At 68.5% G+C, this 15177-nt stretch carries 16 protein-coding genes; 12 read left to right on the plus strand and 4 right to left on the minus strand.

The window, feature by feature from the left end; all coding sequences use genetic code 11:
* Positions 1-35 precede the first annotated feature (35 nt).
* Positions 36-974, plus strand: coding sequence for a DMT family transporter (locus tag G8O29_RS00530; RefSeq protein ID WP_242678827.1), 939 nt, complete (start codon positions 36-38; stop codon positions 972-974).
* Here the strand turns inward: G8O29_RS00530 and G8O29_RS00535 are convergent.
* On the minus strand, positions 949-1617 hold the full coding sequence (locus G8O29_RS00535; protein WP_166401281.1) for a thiamine diphosphokinase: 669 nt from the start codon (positions 1615-1617) through the stop codon (positions 949-951). The two genes, G8O29_RS00530 and G8O29_RS00535, sit on opposite strands and share 26 nt — an antisense overlap.
* 136 nt (positions 1618-1753) lie before the next feature.
* On the opposite strand from G8O29_RS00535, the gene G8O29_RS00540 reads away from it, so the two are divergent.
* Entirely contained in the window at positions 1754-4084 is a 2331-nt protein-coding gene (locus G8O29_RS00540) for a hypothetical protein (protein ID WP_166401282.1), read from the plus strand.
* A 26-nt stretch (positions 4085-4110) separates the two neighbouring features.
* Here the strand turns inward: G8O29_RS00540 and G8O29_RS00545 are convergent, their stop codons facing one another.
* Both G8O29_RS00545 and G8O29_RS00550 read right to left on the minus strand, forming a co-directional pair.
* Complete coding sequence (locus G8O29_RS00545; protein WP_166401283.1) at positions 4111-4356, minus strand: DUF2842 domain-containing protein; 246 nt, start codon at positions 4354-4356, stop codon at positions 4111-4113.
* Between the two features lie 91 nt (positions 4357-4447).
* Positions 4448-5740 (minus strand): adenylosuccinate synthase, encoded by a 1293-nt coding sequence (locus G8O29_RS00550; RefSeq protein ID WP_166401284.1) that lies wholly within the window; start codon positions 5738-5740, stop codon positions 4448-4450.
* Between the two features lie 447 nt (positions 5741-6187).
* On the opposite strand from G8O29_RS00550, the gene G8O29_RS18215 reads away from it, so the two are divergent.
* The 4 genes from G8O29_RS18215 to G8O29_RS00570 all read left to right on the plus strand — a co-directional run bounded on the left by G8O29_RS18215 (position 6188) and on the right by G8O29_RS00570 (position 9981).
* Positions 6188-6763 (plus strand): DUF6524 family protein, encoded by a 576-nt coding sequence (locus G8O29_RS18215; protein WP_207623598.1) that lies wholly within the window; start codon positions 6188-6190, stop codon positions 6761-6763.
* On the plus strand, positions 6733-7146 hold the full coding sequence (gene secG, locus G8O29_RS00560; RefSeq protein ID WP_166401285.1) for a preprotein translocase subunit SecG: 414 nt from the start codon (positions 6733-6735) through the stop codon (positions 7144-7146). The genes G8O29_RS18215 and secG overlap by 31 nt, the downstream gene beginning before the upstream one ends.
* A 149-nt stretch (positions 7147-7295) precedes the next feature.
* A complete protein-coding gene (pyrG, locus tag G8O29_RS00565; protein ID WP_166401286.1) occupies positions 7296-8939 on the plus strand; it encodes a CTP synthase in 1644 nt (547 codons plus the stop codon).
* Between the two features lie 196 nt (positions 8940-9135).
* Positions 9136-9981 (plus strand): glycosyltransferase, encoded by an 846-nt coding sequence (locus G8O29_RS00570; RefSeq protein WP_166401287.1) that lies wholly within the window; start codon positions 9136-9138, stop codon positions 9979-9981.
* Positions 9982-9990: 9 nt separating this feature from the next.
* Here G8O29_RS00570 and G8O29_RS00575 read toward each other — a convergent pair whose 3' ends face one another.
* Entirely contained in the window at positions 9991-10650 is a 660-nt protein-coding gene (locus tag G8O29_RS00575) for a TerC family protein (RefSeq protein WP_166401288.1), read from the minus strand.
* A gap of 103 nt (positions 10651-10753) precedes the next feature.
* On the opposite strand from G8O29_RS00575, the gene G8O29_RS00580 reads away from it, so the two are divergent.
* The 6 genes from G8O29_RS00580 (at position 10754) to G8O29_RS00605 (ending at position 15140) form a co-directional block, all read left to right on the plus strand.
* Positions 10754-11551 (plus strand): 23S rRNA (adenine(2030)-N(6))-methyltransferase RlmJ, encoded by a 798-nt coding sequence (locus G8O29_RS00580; protein WP_166401289.1) that lies wholly within the window; start codon positions 10754-10756, stop codon positions 11549-11551.
* Between the two features lie 9 nt (positions 11552-11560).
* Positions 11561-11995, plus strand: a complete 435-nt coding sequence (locus tag G8O29_RS00585; protein ID WP_166401290.1) for a tellurite resistance TerB family protein — start codon at positions 11561-11563, stop codon at positions 11993-11995.
* Between the two features lie 14 nt (positions 11996-12009).
* The gene (locus tag G8O29_RS00590; RefSeq protein WP_242678829.1) at positions 12010-12762 is read left to right on the plus strand and encodes a phosphate/phosphite/phosphonate ABC transporter substrate-binding protein; all 753 of its coding nucleotides are present in this window, start codon (positions 12010-12012) and stop codon (positions 12760-12762) included.
* A gap of 101 nt (positions 12763-12863) precedes the next feature.
* The gene (locus G8O29_RS00595; RefSeq protein ID WP_166401292.1) at positions 12864-13643 is read left to right on the plus strand and encodes an ABC transporter ATP-binding protein; all 780 of its coding nucleotides are present in this window, start codon (positions 12864-12866) and stop codon (positions 13641-13643) included.
* A complete protein-coding gene (locus tag G8O29_RS00600) occupies positions 13643-14350 on the plus strand; it encodes a transporter substrate-binding domain-containing protein (RefSeq protein ID WP_166401293.1) in 708 nt (235 codons plus the stop codon). Before G8O29_RS00595 ends, G8O29_RS00600 begins: the two co-directional genes overlap by 1 nt.
* A gap of 37 nt (positions 14351-14387) precedes the next feature.
* The gene (locus G8O29_RS00605; RefSeq protein ID WP_166401294.1) at positions 14388-15140 is read left to right on the plus strand and encodes a transporter substrate-binding domain-containing protein; all 753 of its coding nucleotides are present in this window, start codon (positions 14388-14390) and stop codon (positions 15138-15140) included.
* The last annotated feature ends 37 nt before the right edge of the window (positions 15141-15177 follow it).

The raw sequence follows: 15177 nt of genomic DNA on the forward strand, positions 1-15177 counted from the left end.
AGGCAGCGCCCCTGCGCAACAGCTAGCCAAGGGTCATGACCCGCGACACCACCCTTCAGGGCGTCGTCCTGATGCTTGCCTTCTGCGTGATCGCGCCCATGCTGGACGTCTCCGCCAAACTCGCCGCCGAGGCCGGGATGCCCGTGGGCCAGGTCACCGCCGCGCGCTTCGTGGTGCAGACCGCCCTCATGCTGCCCGTGGTGCTGGTCCTGCGCCTGCCGCTGGGGATTGACTTGCGCGCACTGGGCTACACCACGCTGCGCGCGCTGTTCCTCCTCGTCTCGACCTTCGCCTTCGTCTCGGCCATCGCGTTCATGCCCATCGCCGATGCCCTGGCCATCGTCTTCGTCGAGCCCTTCATCCTGCTGATCCTGGGGTCATTCCTGTTCGGCGACCAGGTCGGTCCCCGCCGCATCGCCGCCTGTGCGGTGGGGTTTGTCGGCGCGATGTTCGTGATCCAGCCCTCGCTTGCCGCCTTCGGCCTGGTGGCGCTCTGGCCGCTCGCCACCGCTTTCCTCTTCGCCTTCTACATGCTGGTCACCCGCGCGATTTCCGCCTGGATGCATCCGGTGACGATGCAGTTCCACACCTCCTGGACCGGGCTTCTCCTCTGCCTTCCCATCATGCTTCTGGCCGAGGGTTCCGGCATCCCGTCGCTCGACCCGATCTGGCCCGAAGGCTGGACCTGGCTCTGGCTGTTCGGCGTCGGCTTCTGGGCCGCGGTCAGCCATATGTGCATGACCTACGCGCTGAAATTCGCGCCTTCGGCCACGCTTGCACCGCTGCACTATGTCGAGATCGTGACCGCCGTGATCCTGGGCTACCTGATCTTCGACGACTTCCCGAACCGGCTGACCTGGATCGGCATCGCGATCATTGTCTCCTCGGGCCTCTACATCATCCACCGCGAGCGGCTGGCCGCGCAAACCAAGCGCCAGACCCCTGCGGTCACGGCGTTGACCGAAGCGCCCTGATTGCCGCATCGAGGCGCCTGCGGGGCAGGATCACCAGCATCCCCGGCCGGTCGAATTCCAGCACCACCCGCGGCGCCGTGACCCGGTTCGAGGTGCCGATCATCCCGTCCGGCGCAAAGTCGATGCCCGAGATCGGCCATTCCAGCCCCTCGCTCTGCCCGGTCACGGGGGCCATCGGGAACAGCGACAGGGGCTCGCCCGGCCGCAGGTCCATGGTCAGGCGGGGCGGGGCGGCAAAGGCGAAATCCTTCGGGCCAAGCAGGATGCAGCGCCGATGGGCCTGCGCGATCAGCGTGGCGAAGGCCGCCAGGCCATGATCCATGCGCGCGCCGGCAAAGCCGAGCGCCAGGACCAGCGGCGCCGCGATCAGCCGCAGCGCCTTGTCGAAATCGGTCGTCACCTGCTCGGCCACAAGGTGCTGACGGGCCGCGGGAACCGCCCGCCGGGCGGCCGGGGAAATCGAGTCCATGTCGCCGATCACCGCCTCCGGCATGACCCCCAGCTGCAACAGCCGGTCCGCCCCGCCGTCGGCCGCGACCGCCACCGGCGCCCGGGCCAGGGCCAGGGCCAGATCCCGCGCGGGGATCGGGCCTCCCCCGGCCAGTGTCACACCATGGGTTGACTGGACAATCGGTGAATTCATGTAAGACTGTATCCAATTAAGGCAGATTTCCCGCGCTGCGGCCACAATCAATCCATCAAATTACCCCGGTCTGTCCATGCAATAGGACGATGTCCGGCACTAACGTGAGACGACCAAGGCGAAAGGCTGTCCAGTCATGACCAGTGAAAGCAAGATCCTGACCGTATCCTACGGGACTTTCAGCTGCACGCTGGAAGGGTTCGATAATCCCTTCGACACGATGAAGGCGATTGCGGAATACTTCCGGGATCTTGCGGCCCAGGATCGCCATTTCGGCGCCGAACCGCCGCCGCCGGATGCTGCGATGCTGCACCGGCTGGCCGAGCGCGAGGTGGCCCGTCTGGCTGACGGAATGGCCAGGCGCGACGATGCCGCGCAGGACGAGGCGCCGGACGGAGCCCGGCCGGCCGAGCCCTCGGTCACGCCGCGCATCCAGCTCAATCAGGCGCCCGCCCGGCGCCGTGCCCGCCTTGCGGACGAGGCCGGGCATCCGGGGGAAGAGGATGCCAGCAGCGACGAACCCGCGCTGCGGGATGTCATCCCGGAAGGCGTCGCCGCCAAGCTGACCCGCATTCGCCGGTCGGTGCAACCTTTGGCCGCCGATCTGGCCGCAGGCGCGGCTGACGCGCTGACCGAAGAACTACCGGATGCGGACCTGCCGGTGCCGCAGGACCGCGCCCCGGCAGAGGCCGCAGACACCGGGCTGGATGCGACCGGCATCGCCTTCGAGGCCGAGTCTCCGGCGTCCGAGGAAGGGGACATGCTTCTTGAGGCCGACGGCGAGGCTGCGGGTGCCGGGGAAGCCGACGCCGCGGTTGACGCATGGACGCTCGAGGTGCCGGTTGACGAGCCGTTGGCACCGGCCGCCGTCGAGACCATCCGGGACGAGGGTCCGGAAATGGTCGCGCGGCTTGGCGCGCTGGTCGCGGACGAACACAGCGCCTCGGCGCCCGCAGCCGCCGACGCGGACGCCTTCGATCCGTTCAACGACGCCGCGTTCGGCGCGCTTCAGCTCGAAGAGGCCTTCACCGAGGCCACCGACCTGTCCGATCTGGCCGCGCTTGACGGCAGGGTGCCGGAGTCCGCCGGATCGGTCGCTGCCATGGATCGTGCCGGGGTCGAGCCGCCCTTGCTCGAGGAGGTGGCCTTTGCCGCAGCTGAGGGTTCGACCGATGCGGTTGCGCTGGCTGCGGAAGACCCGCTTCCCGAGGATTTCGCTGCCGCCGGTGACGAACTGCCCGAGGCGGATGTTGCCTTCTTCCGGAAGGAAGCCGACGATCCGGCCATGCTTGAGCAGCCGGTCCGCACGGGTCGTGCCGACGCGGACCTTACCGAGGACACCGCACCTCTGGCAGCCGAGCCGCCGGTCGAAACCGTTGCCGCCCTTGACGCGCCCGCGCCTGACGCCCTTCAGCCCGATGCAAGGGCCACCAGGCGGTCGCGCCGGCTGAATTCGCGGGTCGTGCGGCTGCATCCCGATCCGGAAGGCGATCCTGCCGCTGCGGGGCTGGACCGGGAAAGCGAATCGCAAGAGATCGCCCGTCTCATGCAGCAGGCCGAAGAGGTCATGGCCGAAGAGACCAACCGTCGGCGGCAGGAAGCCCTGTCGCGCCTGAAGGCCGCCGTGGCCTCCACCGAGGCCGACCGCGCCGATCTGGACTATGAGGCGCCGCGCGCCGACGTGAAACTCGATCCCTACCGCGACGATCTGGCCGAAGCGATCCAGCCGGACGAACCCGAAGCACCGGCAGCGCCGGCCGAGGTCAGGCCGACCCGGCGCAAGTCGGTCAGCATCCGCCCGCAGGAACCGCGGCCGGGCACGATCCGGCCCGGCATGATCAGCCCGCCGCCGCTGGTCCTGGTGTCCGAACAGCGCATCGACCGGGTGAGCCCGGCCGCCGCTGCTGCTTCAGCTTCCGCTCCTATTCCGGCTGCCGCCCAGGCACCGGCCCCCTCGATGGCGCCGGCCGCGCCCGGTATCGCGCCGGCCAGTCCCGACGGCCAGCCGATGGTGGCGCTGCGCACCGGGCGGCTTTCCGGTGCCATCGGCGCAGGTGCCGCGGTTGCCGCATCTGCGTCACCGGCCCGCAACATCGTGCTGGAAAAGCCCTCCTACGGCACCGCTGCCGAAGTGGCCGATGACGAGGACCTCGCAGAGGACAGCGCCGCGATCGACGACTCCGGCCTCGCCGCCTTTGCCGAGACGGTCGGCGCCCAGTCCATGGCCGAGCTTCTGGAGGCGGCGGCGGCCTACGCGACCTGCGTCGAGAAGCGCAGCCAGTTCACCCGCCCGCAACTGATGCGGCGGATGATCGCCAGCGCGGGCGGCAAGCCGGTCAGCCGCGAAGACGGCCTGCGCAGCTTCGGCACGCTTCTGCGGACCGGCCGGATCGAGAAGGTGACGCGCGGGCATTACAGCCTGGCCGAAACCTCGCCCTACCTGGCCGAGGCCCGTCGCCTGAGCTGAGCCTTTCGCAAATCCTGGCAACCGGTTCAGACGGACGGGCCCTGCCCGTCCGTCTTTTCCGCATCAGGGTCCGGCTGGCCGATCCCGCGGAAGACAAAGCGGAACGGCAGGATCCACAGAAACCCCAGCGCGACGTAGATCGCCAGTTCCACCAGGACCGACGGCCGCTCGATCAGCCCGACCAGCGTCACCGCCGCAACGACGTATATCGGCATCCCGACCAGCAGGATCACCAGCGCCCAGCGCCTGCGGGCCTTGTAGCTCAACGCCATCGCATCTCTCCCCGCACCGCTCCTCGCTTCCTTCGGTCGCTCCTCGCCTTCCCGCGAAGAGAAGGCGAAGCCGCACGAAGAGCCCGCCCGTTCAGTCCGCGAAGGGGTCGGTCACCAGGATGGTGTCGTCCCGCTCGGGAGAGGTGGACACTAGCGCGACCGGGCACTGGATCAACTCCTCGATCCGCCGCACATACTTGATCGCCGCCCCCGGCAGCTGCGCCCAGGACCGCGCCCCGGCGGTGGTCTCCGACCAGCCTTCCATCTCTTCGTAGACGGGCCGGCAGCGCGCCTGTTCATCCGCCGCGATGGGCAGGTAATCCAGCCGCTTGCCGTCCAGCTCATAGCCCACGCAGATCTTCAGCCGTTCGAAACCGTCCAGCACGTCCAGCTTGGTCAGCGCGATCCCCGAAACGCCCGAGGTGGCACAGGTCTGCCGCACCAAGACCGCATCGAACCAGCCGCAGCGCCGCTTGCGGCCCGTCACCGTGCCGAATTCATGCCCGCGCTCGCCCAGCCTTTCGCCATCCGCATCATGCAACTCTGCCGGGAACGGCCCCTCGCCCACCCGCGTCGTATAGGCCTTCACGATCCCCAGCACGAAGTCGATGGCCGTGGGCCCCACCCCCGTCCCGGTCGCCGCCTGCCCGGCAATGGTGTTGGAGGACGTCACATAGGGATAGGTCCCGTAATCGATATCCAGAAGCGAGCCCTGTGCGCCCTCGAACAGGATGCGCTTGCCCGCCCGCCGTGCCTCGGTCAGCACCTTCCAGACCGGGCCGGCATAGGGCTTCAGCTTCGGCGCGATCTCCAGCAGCTGCGCCTTCAGCGCCGCGGGGTCCACCGGCTCCAGCCCCAGCCCGGCGCGCAGCGCGTTGTGGTGGGTCAGAAGCCGCCCGATCCGCGTCTCCAGCGTCGCCGTGTCGAACAGATCCGCCACCCGGATCGCCCGGCGTCCCACCTTGTCCTCATAGGCCGGGCCGATCCCGCGCCCGGTGGTCCCGATCTTGGCGACAGTCGTCTGCGCCTCGCGCCCCCGGTCCAGCTCGCCATGGATCGGCAGGATCAGCGAGGCGTTCTCGGCCAGCATCAGGTTCTCGGGGCCGATCTCCACCCCCTGGCCGCGCAGCTTCTCGATCTCGGCCACCAGATGCCAGGGGTCCACCACCACGCCGTTGCCGATGACCGACAGCTTGCCCGGCCGCACGATGCCACTGGGAAGAAGCGACAGCTTGTAGACCGTGTTCCCGATGACAAGGGTATGGCCTGCGTTATGCCCGCCCTGGAACCGCGCGATCACATCGGCGCGCTCGCTCAGCCAGTCGACGAGCTTGCCCTTGCCCTCATCGCCCCACTGGGCACCCACCACGACGACGTTGGCCATTCCGATCTCCCCGGACTACGATCAAACCACGGGGGGTATAGCGACCGGGCGGCGCAGGGGAAACCCTCGAAACGCGCGCGCAGCCTGCGCGGCATGGCTGGCCCCGCCCGGTCGGCCAAGGGCAGGCAAATCCGGGCAATCGGTCGGCCACCCGCGGCGTCGGCAGTCCGACGATCCACCGGCAGCCGCAGATGCTGCACCGACCGCGCGGCACTCATCCAGGCCAGGAACCAGTCAACATCCAGAGGCCACGGAGAGTCGCAGCCACAGGTCCGCCGGGGCCGGATCATGCCAGGACACCTCCGTCGCAGCCCCTGCCACGGCTGCCGACAGGGGCCGACAGGGATAGCATGGGCCGACCGCATTCCCGGGGGGCACCAGCATGGGCATCCTTCCGCGCTGCCTTGGCGCTTTCCTGCTGCTGACGGCAAGCTTGAACCCGACCTCGTGGAACATGTCATCCGGGCGCGCAGCGCCCGGGCCGACCCGACGCCCCTCGCCGTCCTCCTCGGCCTGATCCACGCGGTCCTCGTCATGGTCTGCGCGGTGGCCACCCTGCGCTCGATCGGCCTCCTCGGCGCCCTGGTGATCGTGGCGATCTTCGCTGCGGGCCTCCGGGTGCTGAGCGACCGGGGCCTGATCGGCCTCGACAATTCCACCCCGAACACCCGGCTTGCGATCCCCGCCCTCTCGCTGGTCCTAAGCATCGGCATGAGCTGGTCGATCCTGCGCCGGCGCCTCTCGGACCCGCAGACCACCGACGAGATGCACGGCCGGCGCCGTTCTCCCGCCCCTTCCATCTTGCCCATGGCCCAAATACTCCCGCCGGAGGCATCCGACACCTCCGCCATCCCCCCGTCCCGGCCCCGGGCCCGCGGCAGCGCCGTCCGAGCGGCTCGATGCCGCGAGGACGGCTCCCCCGCCAAGGAAGCCGACCCTTGCGCCCCGGCCCCCTTCCGCCTAGATAGGCGCGTCAGCTTCCGGGAAGGCCCATGGAAAACGTCATCCTCACCATCCACCTGATCCTCGCGCTGCTTCTGATCGGCGTCGTGCTGCTGCAACGCTCCGAGGGCGGCGGGCTTGGCATGGGCGGGGGCGGCGGCACCATGTCTGCGCGCGGCGCGGCGACCGCGCTGACCAAGCTGACCTGGCTCTTCGCGGCGGCCTTCATCGTGACCTCGCTCATCCTGACGATCCTCGCCACCCGCGGCGGCGATGGCGGTTCGGTCGTGGACAGCGCAACGACCACCGCGCCGGCGGACGGACCCGCAACCACCGCGCCCGCGACCGGCGGCGGCCTTGCCGGCACCGACCTGACCCTTCCCGGAATGATCACCGGCAGCGGGGGTGCGCCCGTCACCCCGCAGCGTGCGGACGAACCCGCCGCACCGGCCACCGGCAACTGACCCACAACCGATTGCCGTCCCTTCCTGCCCTGCCCGCATGATCTAGCGGGCAAGGCGTTGCTAACCTGCACGGGAGCGGCTATAGCTCAACTCCCGTGGTGCCGCGATTCCACCCCATCCGAATCGCCGACAAACACGGGAGTCCCGCCTTGGCGCGTTACATCTTCATCACCGGCGGCGTGGTTTCCTCTCTCGGCAAGGGGCTGGCCTCCGCCGCCCTCGGCGCGCTGCTCCAGGCCCGCGGCTACACCGTCCGCCTGCGCAAACTCGACCCCTATCTCAACGTGGACCCCGGCACGATGTCGCCCTTCGAACACGGCGAAGTCTTCGTGACCGACGACGGGGCCGAGACCGACCTCGACCTCGGCCACTACGAACGCTTCACCGGCGTCCATGCACGGACCACCGACTCGATCTCCTCCGGCCGCATCTATTCCAATGTCCTGGAAAAGGAGCGTCGCGGCGACTATCTGGGCAAAACCATCCAGGTCATTCCCCACGTCACCAACGAGATCAAGGACTTCCTCCGCATCGGCGAAGACGAGGTCGACTTCATGCTGTGCGAGATCGGCGGCACCGTCGGCGATATCGAGGGGCTCCCGTTCTTCGAAGCCATCCGCCAGTTCATCCACGAACGCCCGCGCGGCCAGTCGATCCTGATGCACCTGACGCTCTTGCCCTACCTGGCCGCAAGCGGGGAACTCAAGACCAAACCCACCCAGCACTCGGTCAAGGAACTCCAGTCCATCGGCCTCGCCCCCGATGTCCTCGTCTGCCGCAGCGAACACCCGATCCCGGACCGCGAGCGGGAAAAGATCGCCCTCTTCTGCAACGTCCGCAAGGAACATGTCATCCCGGCCTACGACCTGAAGACGATCTACGAGGCCCCGCTGGCCTATCACCACGCAGGGTTGGACCAGGCCGTCCTCGACGCCTTCGGCATCACGCCTGCGCCCAAGCCCAACCTTGCCCGATGGGAGGACGTGATGGACCGTATCACCCACCCCGAGGGCGAGGTCCGCATCGCCGTCGTCGGCAAATACACCCAGCTGGAAGACGCCTACAAATCCATCGCCGAGGCGCTGACCCACGGCGGCATGGCAAACCGCACCAGGGTCCGCGCCGAATGGATCGACGCCGAGATCTTCGAGCGCGAGGATCCCGCGCCCTATCTGGAAAACTTCCACGCGATCCTTGTCCCCGGCGGTTTCGGCGAACGCGGCACCGAAGGCAAGATCCGCGCCGCGACCTTCGCGCGGGAAAAGAAGATCCCCTATCTGGGCATCTGCCTCGGCATGCAGATGGCGGTGATCGAGGCCGCGCGGAACCTTGTGGGCGTGAAGAACGCGGGCTCCGAGGAATTCGACCACGAGGCGGGTGAAAAGCGTTTCACTCCGGTGGTCTATCACCTGAAGGAATGGATCCAGGGCAACCACACCGTCCGCCGCAAGGCCGACGACGCGAAGGGCGGCACCATGCGCCTTGGCGCCTATACCGCGAACCTCAAGGAGGGCTCGAAGGTCGCGCAGGTCTATGGCACGACCGTGATCGAGGAACGCCACCGCCACCGCTATGAGGTGGACATCCAGTATCGCGAGGACCTGGAGAAATGCGGCCTGATCTTCAGCGGCATGTCTCCCGACGGTCGCCTGCCCGAGATCGTCGAGGTCAAGGACCATCCCTGGTTCATCGGCGTCCAGTTCCACCCGGAACTGAAGTCCAAACCCTTCGCGCCGCATCCGCTGTTCGCGGATTTCGTGCGGGCGGCGGTAGAGGTGTCGCGGCTGGTCTAGGCAGCCGCCGCAAGCGGTCAAACCCGGTTCGGGTGCCGCCGCGCACTTTCGCGCAAGCGAGGATCGGACCGGACGGACCGGACAAAGTCGTGCCCTGCCCCCTGTACCGCAGCAAAGCCCGCCCCGAGGCCTCCCGGCCCCGGTTGCAGCCGGCCCAGCCGCGACGCATAGTCCGTCGCAGCTGTAGGAGCCCAGCATGCGCCTTTCCCTTGTCGTCATGGCCTACCGGCAGGAAGCCTTCATCGCCGAGACCGTGGCCGCCGCTCTGGCGCAGGATCACCCGGATCTCGAGATCGTCCTCAGCGACGACGCCTCGCCCGACGCCACCTTCCGCATCATGTCCGACATGGCCGCAGCCTATGCCGGGCCGCACCGGATCGTCCTGAACCGCAATCCGCAGAACCTGGGGCTGATCGGCCATGTAAACCGGCTGTTCGACCTCGTGACCTCGGACTGGCTGATCTACAACGCCGGCGACGACATCTCGGAACCGCATCGCGCCCGCGTCATCGCCGAGGCCATCGCGCGGGACGATCCGCGCTATGTCTATTCCAACGTGACCGACCTCGATGCCTCGGGCGCGGCGCTTGCCCGGCAGCGGACCAGAACGAGGCCCGCCGCGCTCCAGCAGAAGTCCCTGCCCGAGCTGGCGAAGGCCGTCTCGCATGCGCTGGGTGCCAGCAGCGCCTGGCATCGCGTCCTGTTCGACCGCTTCGGGCCGATCACCGAGACCGAGGTCTTCGAGGACCAGGTGCTGATGTTCCGCGCCCGGCTTCTGGGCAGCGTGACCTATCTGGACGACCGCCTGCTGCGCTATCGCCGCAGCATCGGCCTGTCGTTCCAGTCCAAGGAGGACCAGGTCCGCAAGCTGCGGCAGGATCTTGCGATCATGCGGCAGCGGCGGGCGGATGTGCTGCGCCATTGTCCGGACCGGCGCGACATCCTGAAGGCCATCGCCCGCAAGGAGGAGCGCCGGCAGCGCGCGCTGGACGATGTTCTGGCCGGTCGGCAGATCGAGGATCCCGAGGGCGAGGACGCCTGAGCCCCGGGGCTAACCCAGCATGCCAAGGACCATGGGCTCGACCTGGTGCCAGCCCTCCCACATCATCTTCAGCGCGACGTAAAGGATGATGAACAGCCCGACATAGGCGATCCAGCGATGGCGATTCAGCAGGTTGGCGATGAAGCTTGCCGCCAGCCCCATGAGCGCGACCGACAGGATCAGCCCGATCGCCATGACCGTCGGATGGTCATGCGCGGCCCCGGCCACCGCGAGCACATTGTCCAGGCTCATCGACACGTCGGCAATCACGATCTGGGTCGCGGCCTGGGCAAAGGTCTTGCGCGGGGCGGCGGCGACGATGGTGCCGTCGGCATTCAGATCGGCCTCGGCCAGCGCCTCGACCGCGGCATGTTCCTCGGCATGGCTGGTCTGCAACTCGCGCCACATCTTCCAGCAGACCCACAGCAGCAAGAGCCCGCCCACCAGAAGCAGGCCGATGATCTCCAAGAGTTGCGTCGTCGCCAGGGCAAAGCCGATGCGCATGATGGTGGCCGCGATGATCCCGACCAGGATCGCCTTGCGGCGCTGGTCCTTCGGCAGCCCGGCGGCGGCAAGCCCGATCACGATGGCGTTGTCGCCCGCCAGCACCAGGTCGATCCCGATGACCTGCATCAGGGCGACGAACCCTTGGTAGGTGAAGATTTCCATGGCAGCTCCCGCATCGCCCCCGCGCCGCTCCTACGCCCATCCCGAACGCCCCGCAAGCTGGCCGGAGCTTCCCAAGCGGGCGAAAGCCGGCTAGGGCAGAGGGATGCTTTCCTACCAGCACCTCTACCACGCCGGAAACCTTGCGGATGTCCACAAGCACGCCGCTCTGGCATGGGCGCTGGACTACCTGACCCGCAAGGACAAGCCGCTGACCTATATCGAGACCCATGCCGGGCGCGGGCTCTATGACCTGTCGGCGGACGAGGCGGTGAAGACCGGCGAAGCCGCGGCGGGGATCGCGCGGGCCGAACCGCTGTTTCCGCCCGATCACCCCTACCGGCTGCGGCTGGACGAGGCGCGGGCGCAATATGGCGCGCGGGTCTATCCCGGCTCGCCCCTGATCGCGGCCCTGGGGCTGCGCGAGACCGATACGCTCCACCTGGCCGAGCTGCACCCGCAGGAACATGCCGCCCTGGCGGCGGCTGCAAGGGACTGGGGCGCGCATGTTCACCGGAAGGACGGCTTCGAGCTGGCCCTTGCCCTGACGCCCCCCACCCCGCGCCGGGGGCTGATGCTGATCGACCCCTCCTACGAGGTGAAGGCGGATTACGCGGCGATCCCGCAGCATATGGCGCAGATCCATCGCAAGTGGAACGTGGGCGTGCTGATCCTGTGGTATCCGATCCTGAAGGGCGGTGCCCACGGGCCGATGCTGCGGGCGCTGGAGACGGCCTTCCCCGACGGGCTGCGCCACGAGCTGCGCTTTCCCCCGGCGCGCGCGGGGCACCGGATGGAGGGCTCGGGCCTGTTCACCGTCAACCCGCCCTATGGTCTCGCCGGGGAACTGGCCGCGATCGCGACCCGCTTTGCCCGGCTTTCCAATTCGGCCGCAAAGCCCTAGGTTCAGGGGATGATCGACCTTCTCCGCCGCCTTCTGGCCCCCGAACCCGCGCCCCTGCCGGAACCCGATGCCCGGCTGGCCCTAGCCACGCTTCTGGTCCGCGTCGCCCGCACCGACGGGCTTTATGCCGCCGAAGAGGTCGAACGGATCGACCGTGTGCTGTCACGCCGCTATGGGCTGGATCCCTTCGCCACCGCGCGGCTGCGGAGCGAGGCCGAGGCGCTGGAGGCCGAGGCCCCCGATACCGTCCGCTTCACCCGCGCGCTGAAGGACGCGGTGCCGCTGGAGGACCGGGCCGAGCTGATGACCGCGCTCTGGTCGGTGGCGCTGGCCGACGGCCTGCGCGAGGCGCATGAGGACCGGCTGATGCGGCTGGTGGCCAACCTTCTGGGCCTGACCGATGTCGAATCCTCGCTGGCGCGGCAGCGGGCCGAACGCGAATGATCGCAAGCCTGGGAATGTACGACTTCGGTCCGGCACAGGGCGCGAATGACCGGCTCTGGTCGCTGATCCGCGCGGGACTTCGGGCGCGGGGCATCGCCGCACCCGAGACGCTGACCCGCGGCGAACGGGCCTACTGGGAGGCCTGGACCGCGCCCGATCTCGTGCTGTCGCAGACCTGCGGCTATCCGTTCCGCGCCCGGCTGCATGACCGCGTGACCTATGTCGGCACGCCGGACTACGGGGTCGAGGGCTGCGCGCCGGGGCACTACCGCTCGGTCTTCGTCGCCCGCCCCGACGACCCGCGCCGCGACCTGGCCGATTTCGACGGCGCGAGGCTGGCCTATAACGAACCCCTGTCGCAATCCGGCTGGGCCGCGCCGCAGACCCATGCGGCACGGCTGGGGCTGCGCCTTCTGCCCGGAGTGCAGACCGGCGGGCACCGGCTGTCGGCGCAGGCGGTGGCCGAGGGCCGCGCCGACATCGCCGCGCTGGACGCAGTGACCCATGCGCTGCTCTGCGATCTCGACCCGCAGGTCGCCGGCCTGCGCGTGGTGGCTCTGACCGACCCGACCCCGGGCCTGCCCTTCATCACCGCAGCCGGCCGCGACCCTGCGCCGATCCACGATGCGGTCGCCGAAGCCATCGTCTCGCTATCGCCCGCCGATCGCGCCACGCTGCGGCTGAAGGGCTTCGTGCGCCTGGCCGTGGCCGATTACCTTGCGGTGCCCGATCCGCCATCGCCCGGGCAGATTGCCGCGACGATCTGACCAAATCGCCACCGGCGCGCCCCCGATCCGGCCAAATCGCCGTTGCATTGCCCGGGAATCTGATTCCTACTGCCTGATCATACCGCTTTGCACAGAGAGCCATGCCCGACCCAACCGACACTCCGGTCATCGAGATCCGCGATCTGCACAAGCGCTACGGCCCGCTGGAAGTCCTGAAAGGGGTCGATCTCGTCGCGCCGCGCGGGCATGTGGTGTCGCTGATCGGATCGTCGGGCTCGGGCAAGTCCACGCTTCTGCGCTGCTGCAACCTGCTGGAGGACAGCCAGCAGGGCGAGATCCGCTTCGAAGGCGAGGCCGTGCGCTGGCGGGGCGAGGGTCTGGCCCGCCACCCCGCCGACCGCGATCAGGTCACGCGCATCCGCACCAATCTGTCGATGGTGTTCCAGCAGTTCAATCTCTGGGCGCATATGACCATCCTTCAGAACGTGATGGAGGCGCCGATCACCGTGCTGAAACGCGACCCGAAAGAGGTCGAGGCCAGGGCGCGGGAGTATCTGGCCAAGGTGGGCATCGGCGACAAGGCCGATGCCTGGCCGGCCCAGCTGTCCGGCGGCCAGCAGCAGCGCGCAGCCATCGCCCGGGCGCTGTGCATGGAGCCCCGCGCGCTCCTGTTCGACGAGCCGACCTCGGCGCTGGACCCCGAACTGGAGCAGGAAGTGGTCAAGGTCATCAAGGCGCTGGCCGACGAGGGGCGGACGATGCTGCTGGTCACGCATGACATGAAGCTGGCGGCGGACTGTTCCGATCATGTCGTGTTCCTGCATCAGGGCCGGATCGAGGAGGAAGGCCCGCCCGCGGCCCTGTTCGGCAATCCGCAAAGCGAACGGTTGCGCGGGTTCCTTTCGGCGACGGCAGGCTGATGGCCTGTGCGGGGGCCATTGCCTCGGTGGTTGCCGGGCTGGTGCTGGCCGCGTCCGGGCCGGTGGTGATCGGCACGGACGCGCCCTTCCCGGCCTATACCTACCTGGACGAGGCCGGCGTCATCACCGGCTTCGAACGCGACGTGATGGATCAGGTCTGCGCCCGGGCCGCCCTGTCCTGCACCTGGGAGCTTGCGTATTTCGACCAGCTGATCCCGGGCGTCATGTCGGGGCGTTTCGACGTGGTGCTGGGCGGCATGGCCGTGACCGACGACCGCCGCGCGCTGGTCGATTTCACAACCCCCTACCACGGCACCGATCCCGAGGAATGGTACATCGGCCCGCCCGGCGCCCCGCTGCCCGCGATGACCGAAGTGGCCGTGCAGTCGGGCACCGTGCACGAGGCGCATCTGCGCCGGATGGGCTATCGCCATGTCGCCTTCCCGACCGAGCCGCAGGTGCTGGAAGCCGTGGTTTCGGGCCGGGTCGGCCTGGCGCTTGGCCCGTTCCATTCCCGCCCCGACATCCACGAATTCATCGCGGCCGAGGGGCTGGAGTTCCTGTATCCCGAGATGATCCCGGACGACGGCGTGGCGATGGCCGTCTGCAAGGGCAATACCGAGCTTCTGGGCCGGCTGGATGGCGCTCTGGACGCGATGCGTCGCGACGGCACCCTTGCACGCCCGGAAAACCGCTGGTTCGAATGACCGGCACGACAAGCATCCGACAATGGGGAGACCAAGGATGAAACGACTACTGACCGCAACCGCACTCGTGGCCCTGGCAGGCGCCGCCCAGGCGCAGGACATCGTGCGTCTGGGGACCGAGGGCGCCTACCCGCCCTACAACTTCATCAACGACGCGGGCCAGGTTGCCGGCTTCGAGCGCGAACTCGGGGACGAGCTGTGCAAGCGTGCCGGCCTGACCTGCGAATGGGTGGTGAACGACTGGGACTCGATCATCCCGAACCTCCAGTCCGGCAACTATGACGTCATCATCGCCGGGATGAGCATCACCGACGAACGCGAAGCGGTCATCGACTTCAGCCAGGGCTACCTGCCGCCCGCCGCCTCGGCCTATCTGGCGCTGTCGGCCGATGCCGACCTGATGTCGGGCCCGGTCGCGGCGCAGACCTCGACGATCCAGGCCGCCTTCGTGGCCGAGAACGGCATGCAGCTGGTGGAATACGCCACGCCCGAGGAAACCGTGGCGGCGGTGAAGAACGGCGAGGCGGTCGCGGTGCTGGCCGACAAGGACTATCTGGTGCCGATCGCGGCGGAATCGGGTGGCCAGCTGGTCCTGCTGGAGAAAGAGGAATCCATCGGCGGCGGCGTGGGCCTGGGCTTCCGGGAAAGCGACGATGATCTGCGCGCGAAGTTCGACGCGGCGATCAAGTCGATGAAATGCGACGGCACGCTGGACGCGATGATCACCAAGCCGGAATATTTCGGACCCGAGGCCAAGACCTGGGGCGATGCCGGCAAGGAAGGCTGCTGAGACCTGATCCGGGCGGACCTTCGGGTCCGCCCCTTTC

The sequence above is a fragment of the Rhodobacter calidifons genome, assembly GCF_011174775.1.
GTDB lineage: Bacteria > Pseudomonadota > Alphaproteobacteria > Rhodobacterales > Rhodobacteraceae > Tabrizicola > Tabrizicola calidifons.

What these genes read in the sequence shown, in the direction of transcription:
- G8O29_RS00530 (WP_242678827.1), top strand. Translation starts at nt 36, where the DNA reads ATGACCCGCGACACCACCCTTCAGGGCGTCGTCCTGATGCTTGCCTTC.
- G8O29_RS00535 (WP_166401281.1), bottom strand. Translation starts at nt 1,617, where the DNA reads ATGAATTCACCGATTGTCCAGTCAACCCATGGTGTGACACTGGCCGGG.
- G8O29_RS00540 (WP_166401282.1), top strand. Translation starts at nt 1,754, where the DNA reads ATGACCAGTGAAAGCAAGATCCTGACCGTATCCTACGGGACTTTCAGC.
- G8O29_RS00545 (WP_166401283.1), bottom strand. Translation starts at nt 4,356, where the DNA reads ATGGCGTTGAGCTACAAGGCCCGCAGGCGCTGGGCGCTGGTGATCCTG.
- G8O29_RS00550 (WP_166401284.1), bottom strand. Translation starts at nt 5,740, where the DNA reads ATGGCCAACGTCGTCGTGGTGGGTGCCCAGTGGGGCGATGAGGGCAAG.
- secG (WP_166401285.1), top strand. Translation starts at nt 6,733, where the DNA reads ATGGAAAACGTCATCCTCACCATCCACCTGATCCTCGCGCTGCTTCTG.
- G8O29_RS00570 (WP_166401287.1), top strand. Translation starts at nt 9,136, where the DNA reads ATGCGCCTTTCCCTTGTCGTCATGGCCTACCGGCAGGAAGCCTTCATC.
- G8O29_RS00575 (WP_166401288.1), bottom strand. Translation starts at nt 10,650, where the DNA reads ATGGAAATCTTCACCTACCAAGGGTTCGTCGCCCTGATGCAGGTCATC.
- G8O29_RS00580 (WP_166401289.1), top strand. Translation starts at nt 10,754, where the DNA reads ATGCTTTCCTACCAGCACCTCTACCACGCCGGAAACCTTGCGGATGTC.
- G8O29_RS00585 (WP_166401290.1), top strand. Translation starts at nt 11,561, where the DNA reads ATGATCGACCTTCTCCGCCGCCTTCTGGCCCCCGAACCCGCGCCCCTG.
- G8O29_RS00590 (WP_242678829.1), top strand. Translation starts at nt 12,010, where the DNA reads ATGTACGACTTCGGTCCGGCACAGGGCGCGAATGACCGGCTCTGGTCG.
- G8O29_RS00595 (WP_166401292.1), top strand. Translation starts at nt 12,864, where the DNA reads ATGCCCGACCCAACCGACACTCCGGTCATCGAGATCCGCGATCTGCAC.
- G8O29_RS00600 (WP_166401293.1), top strand. Translation starts at nt 13,643, where the DNA reads ATGGCCTGTGCGGGGGCCATTGCCTCGGTGGTTGCCGGGCTGGTGCTG.
- G8O29_RS00605 (WP_166401294.1), top strand. Translation starts at nt 14,388, where the DNA reads ATGAAACGACTACTGACCGCAACCGCACTCGTGGCCCTGGCAGGCGCC.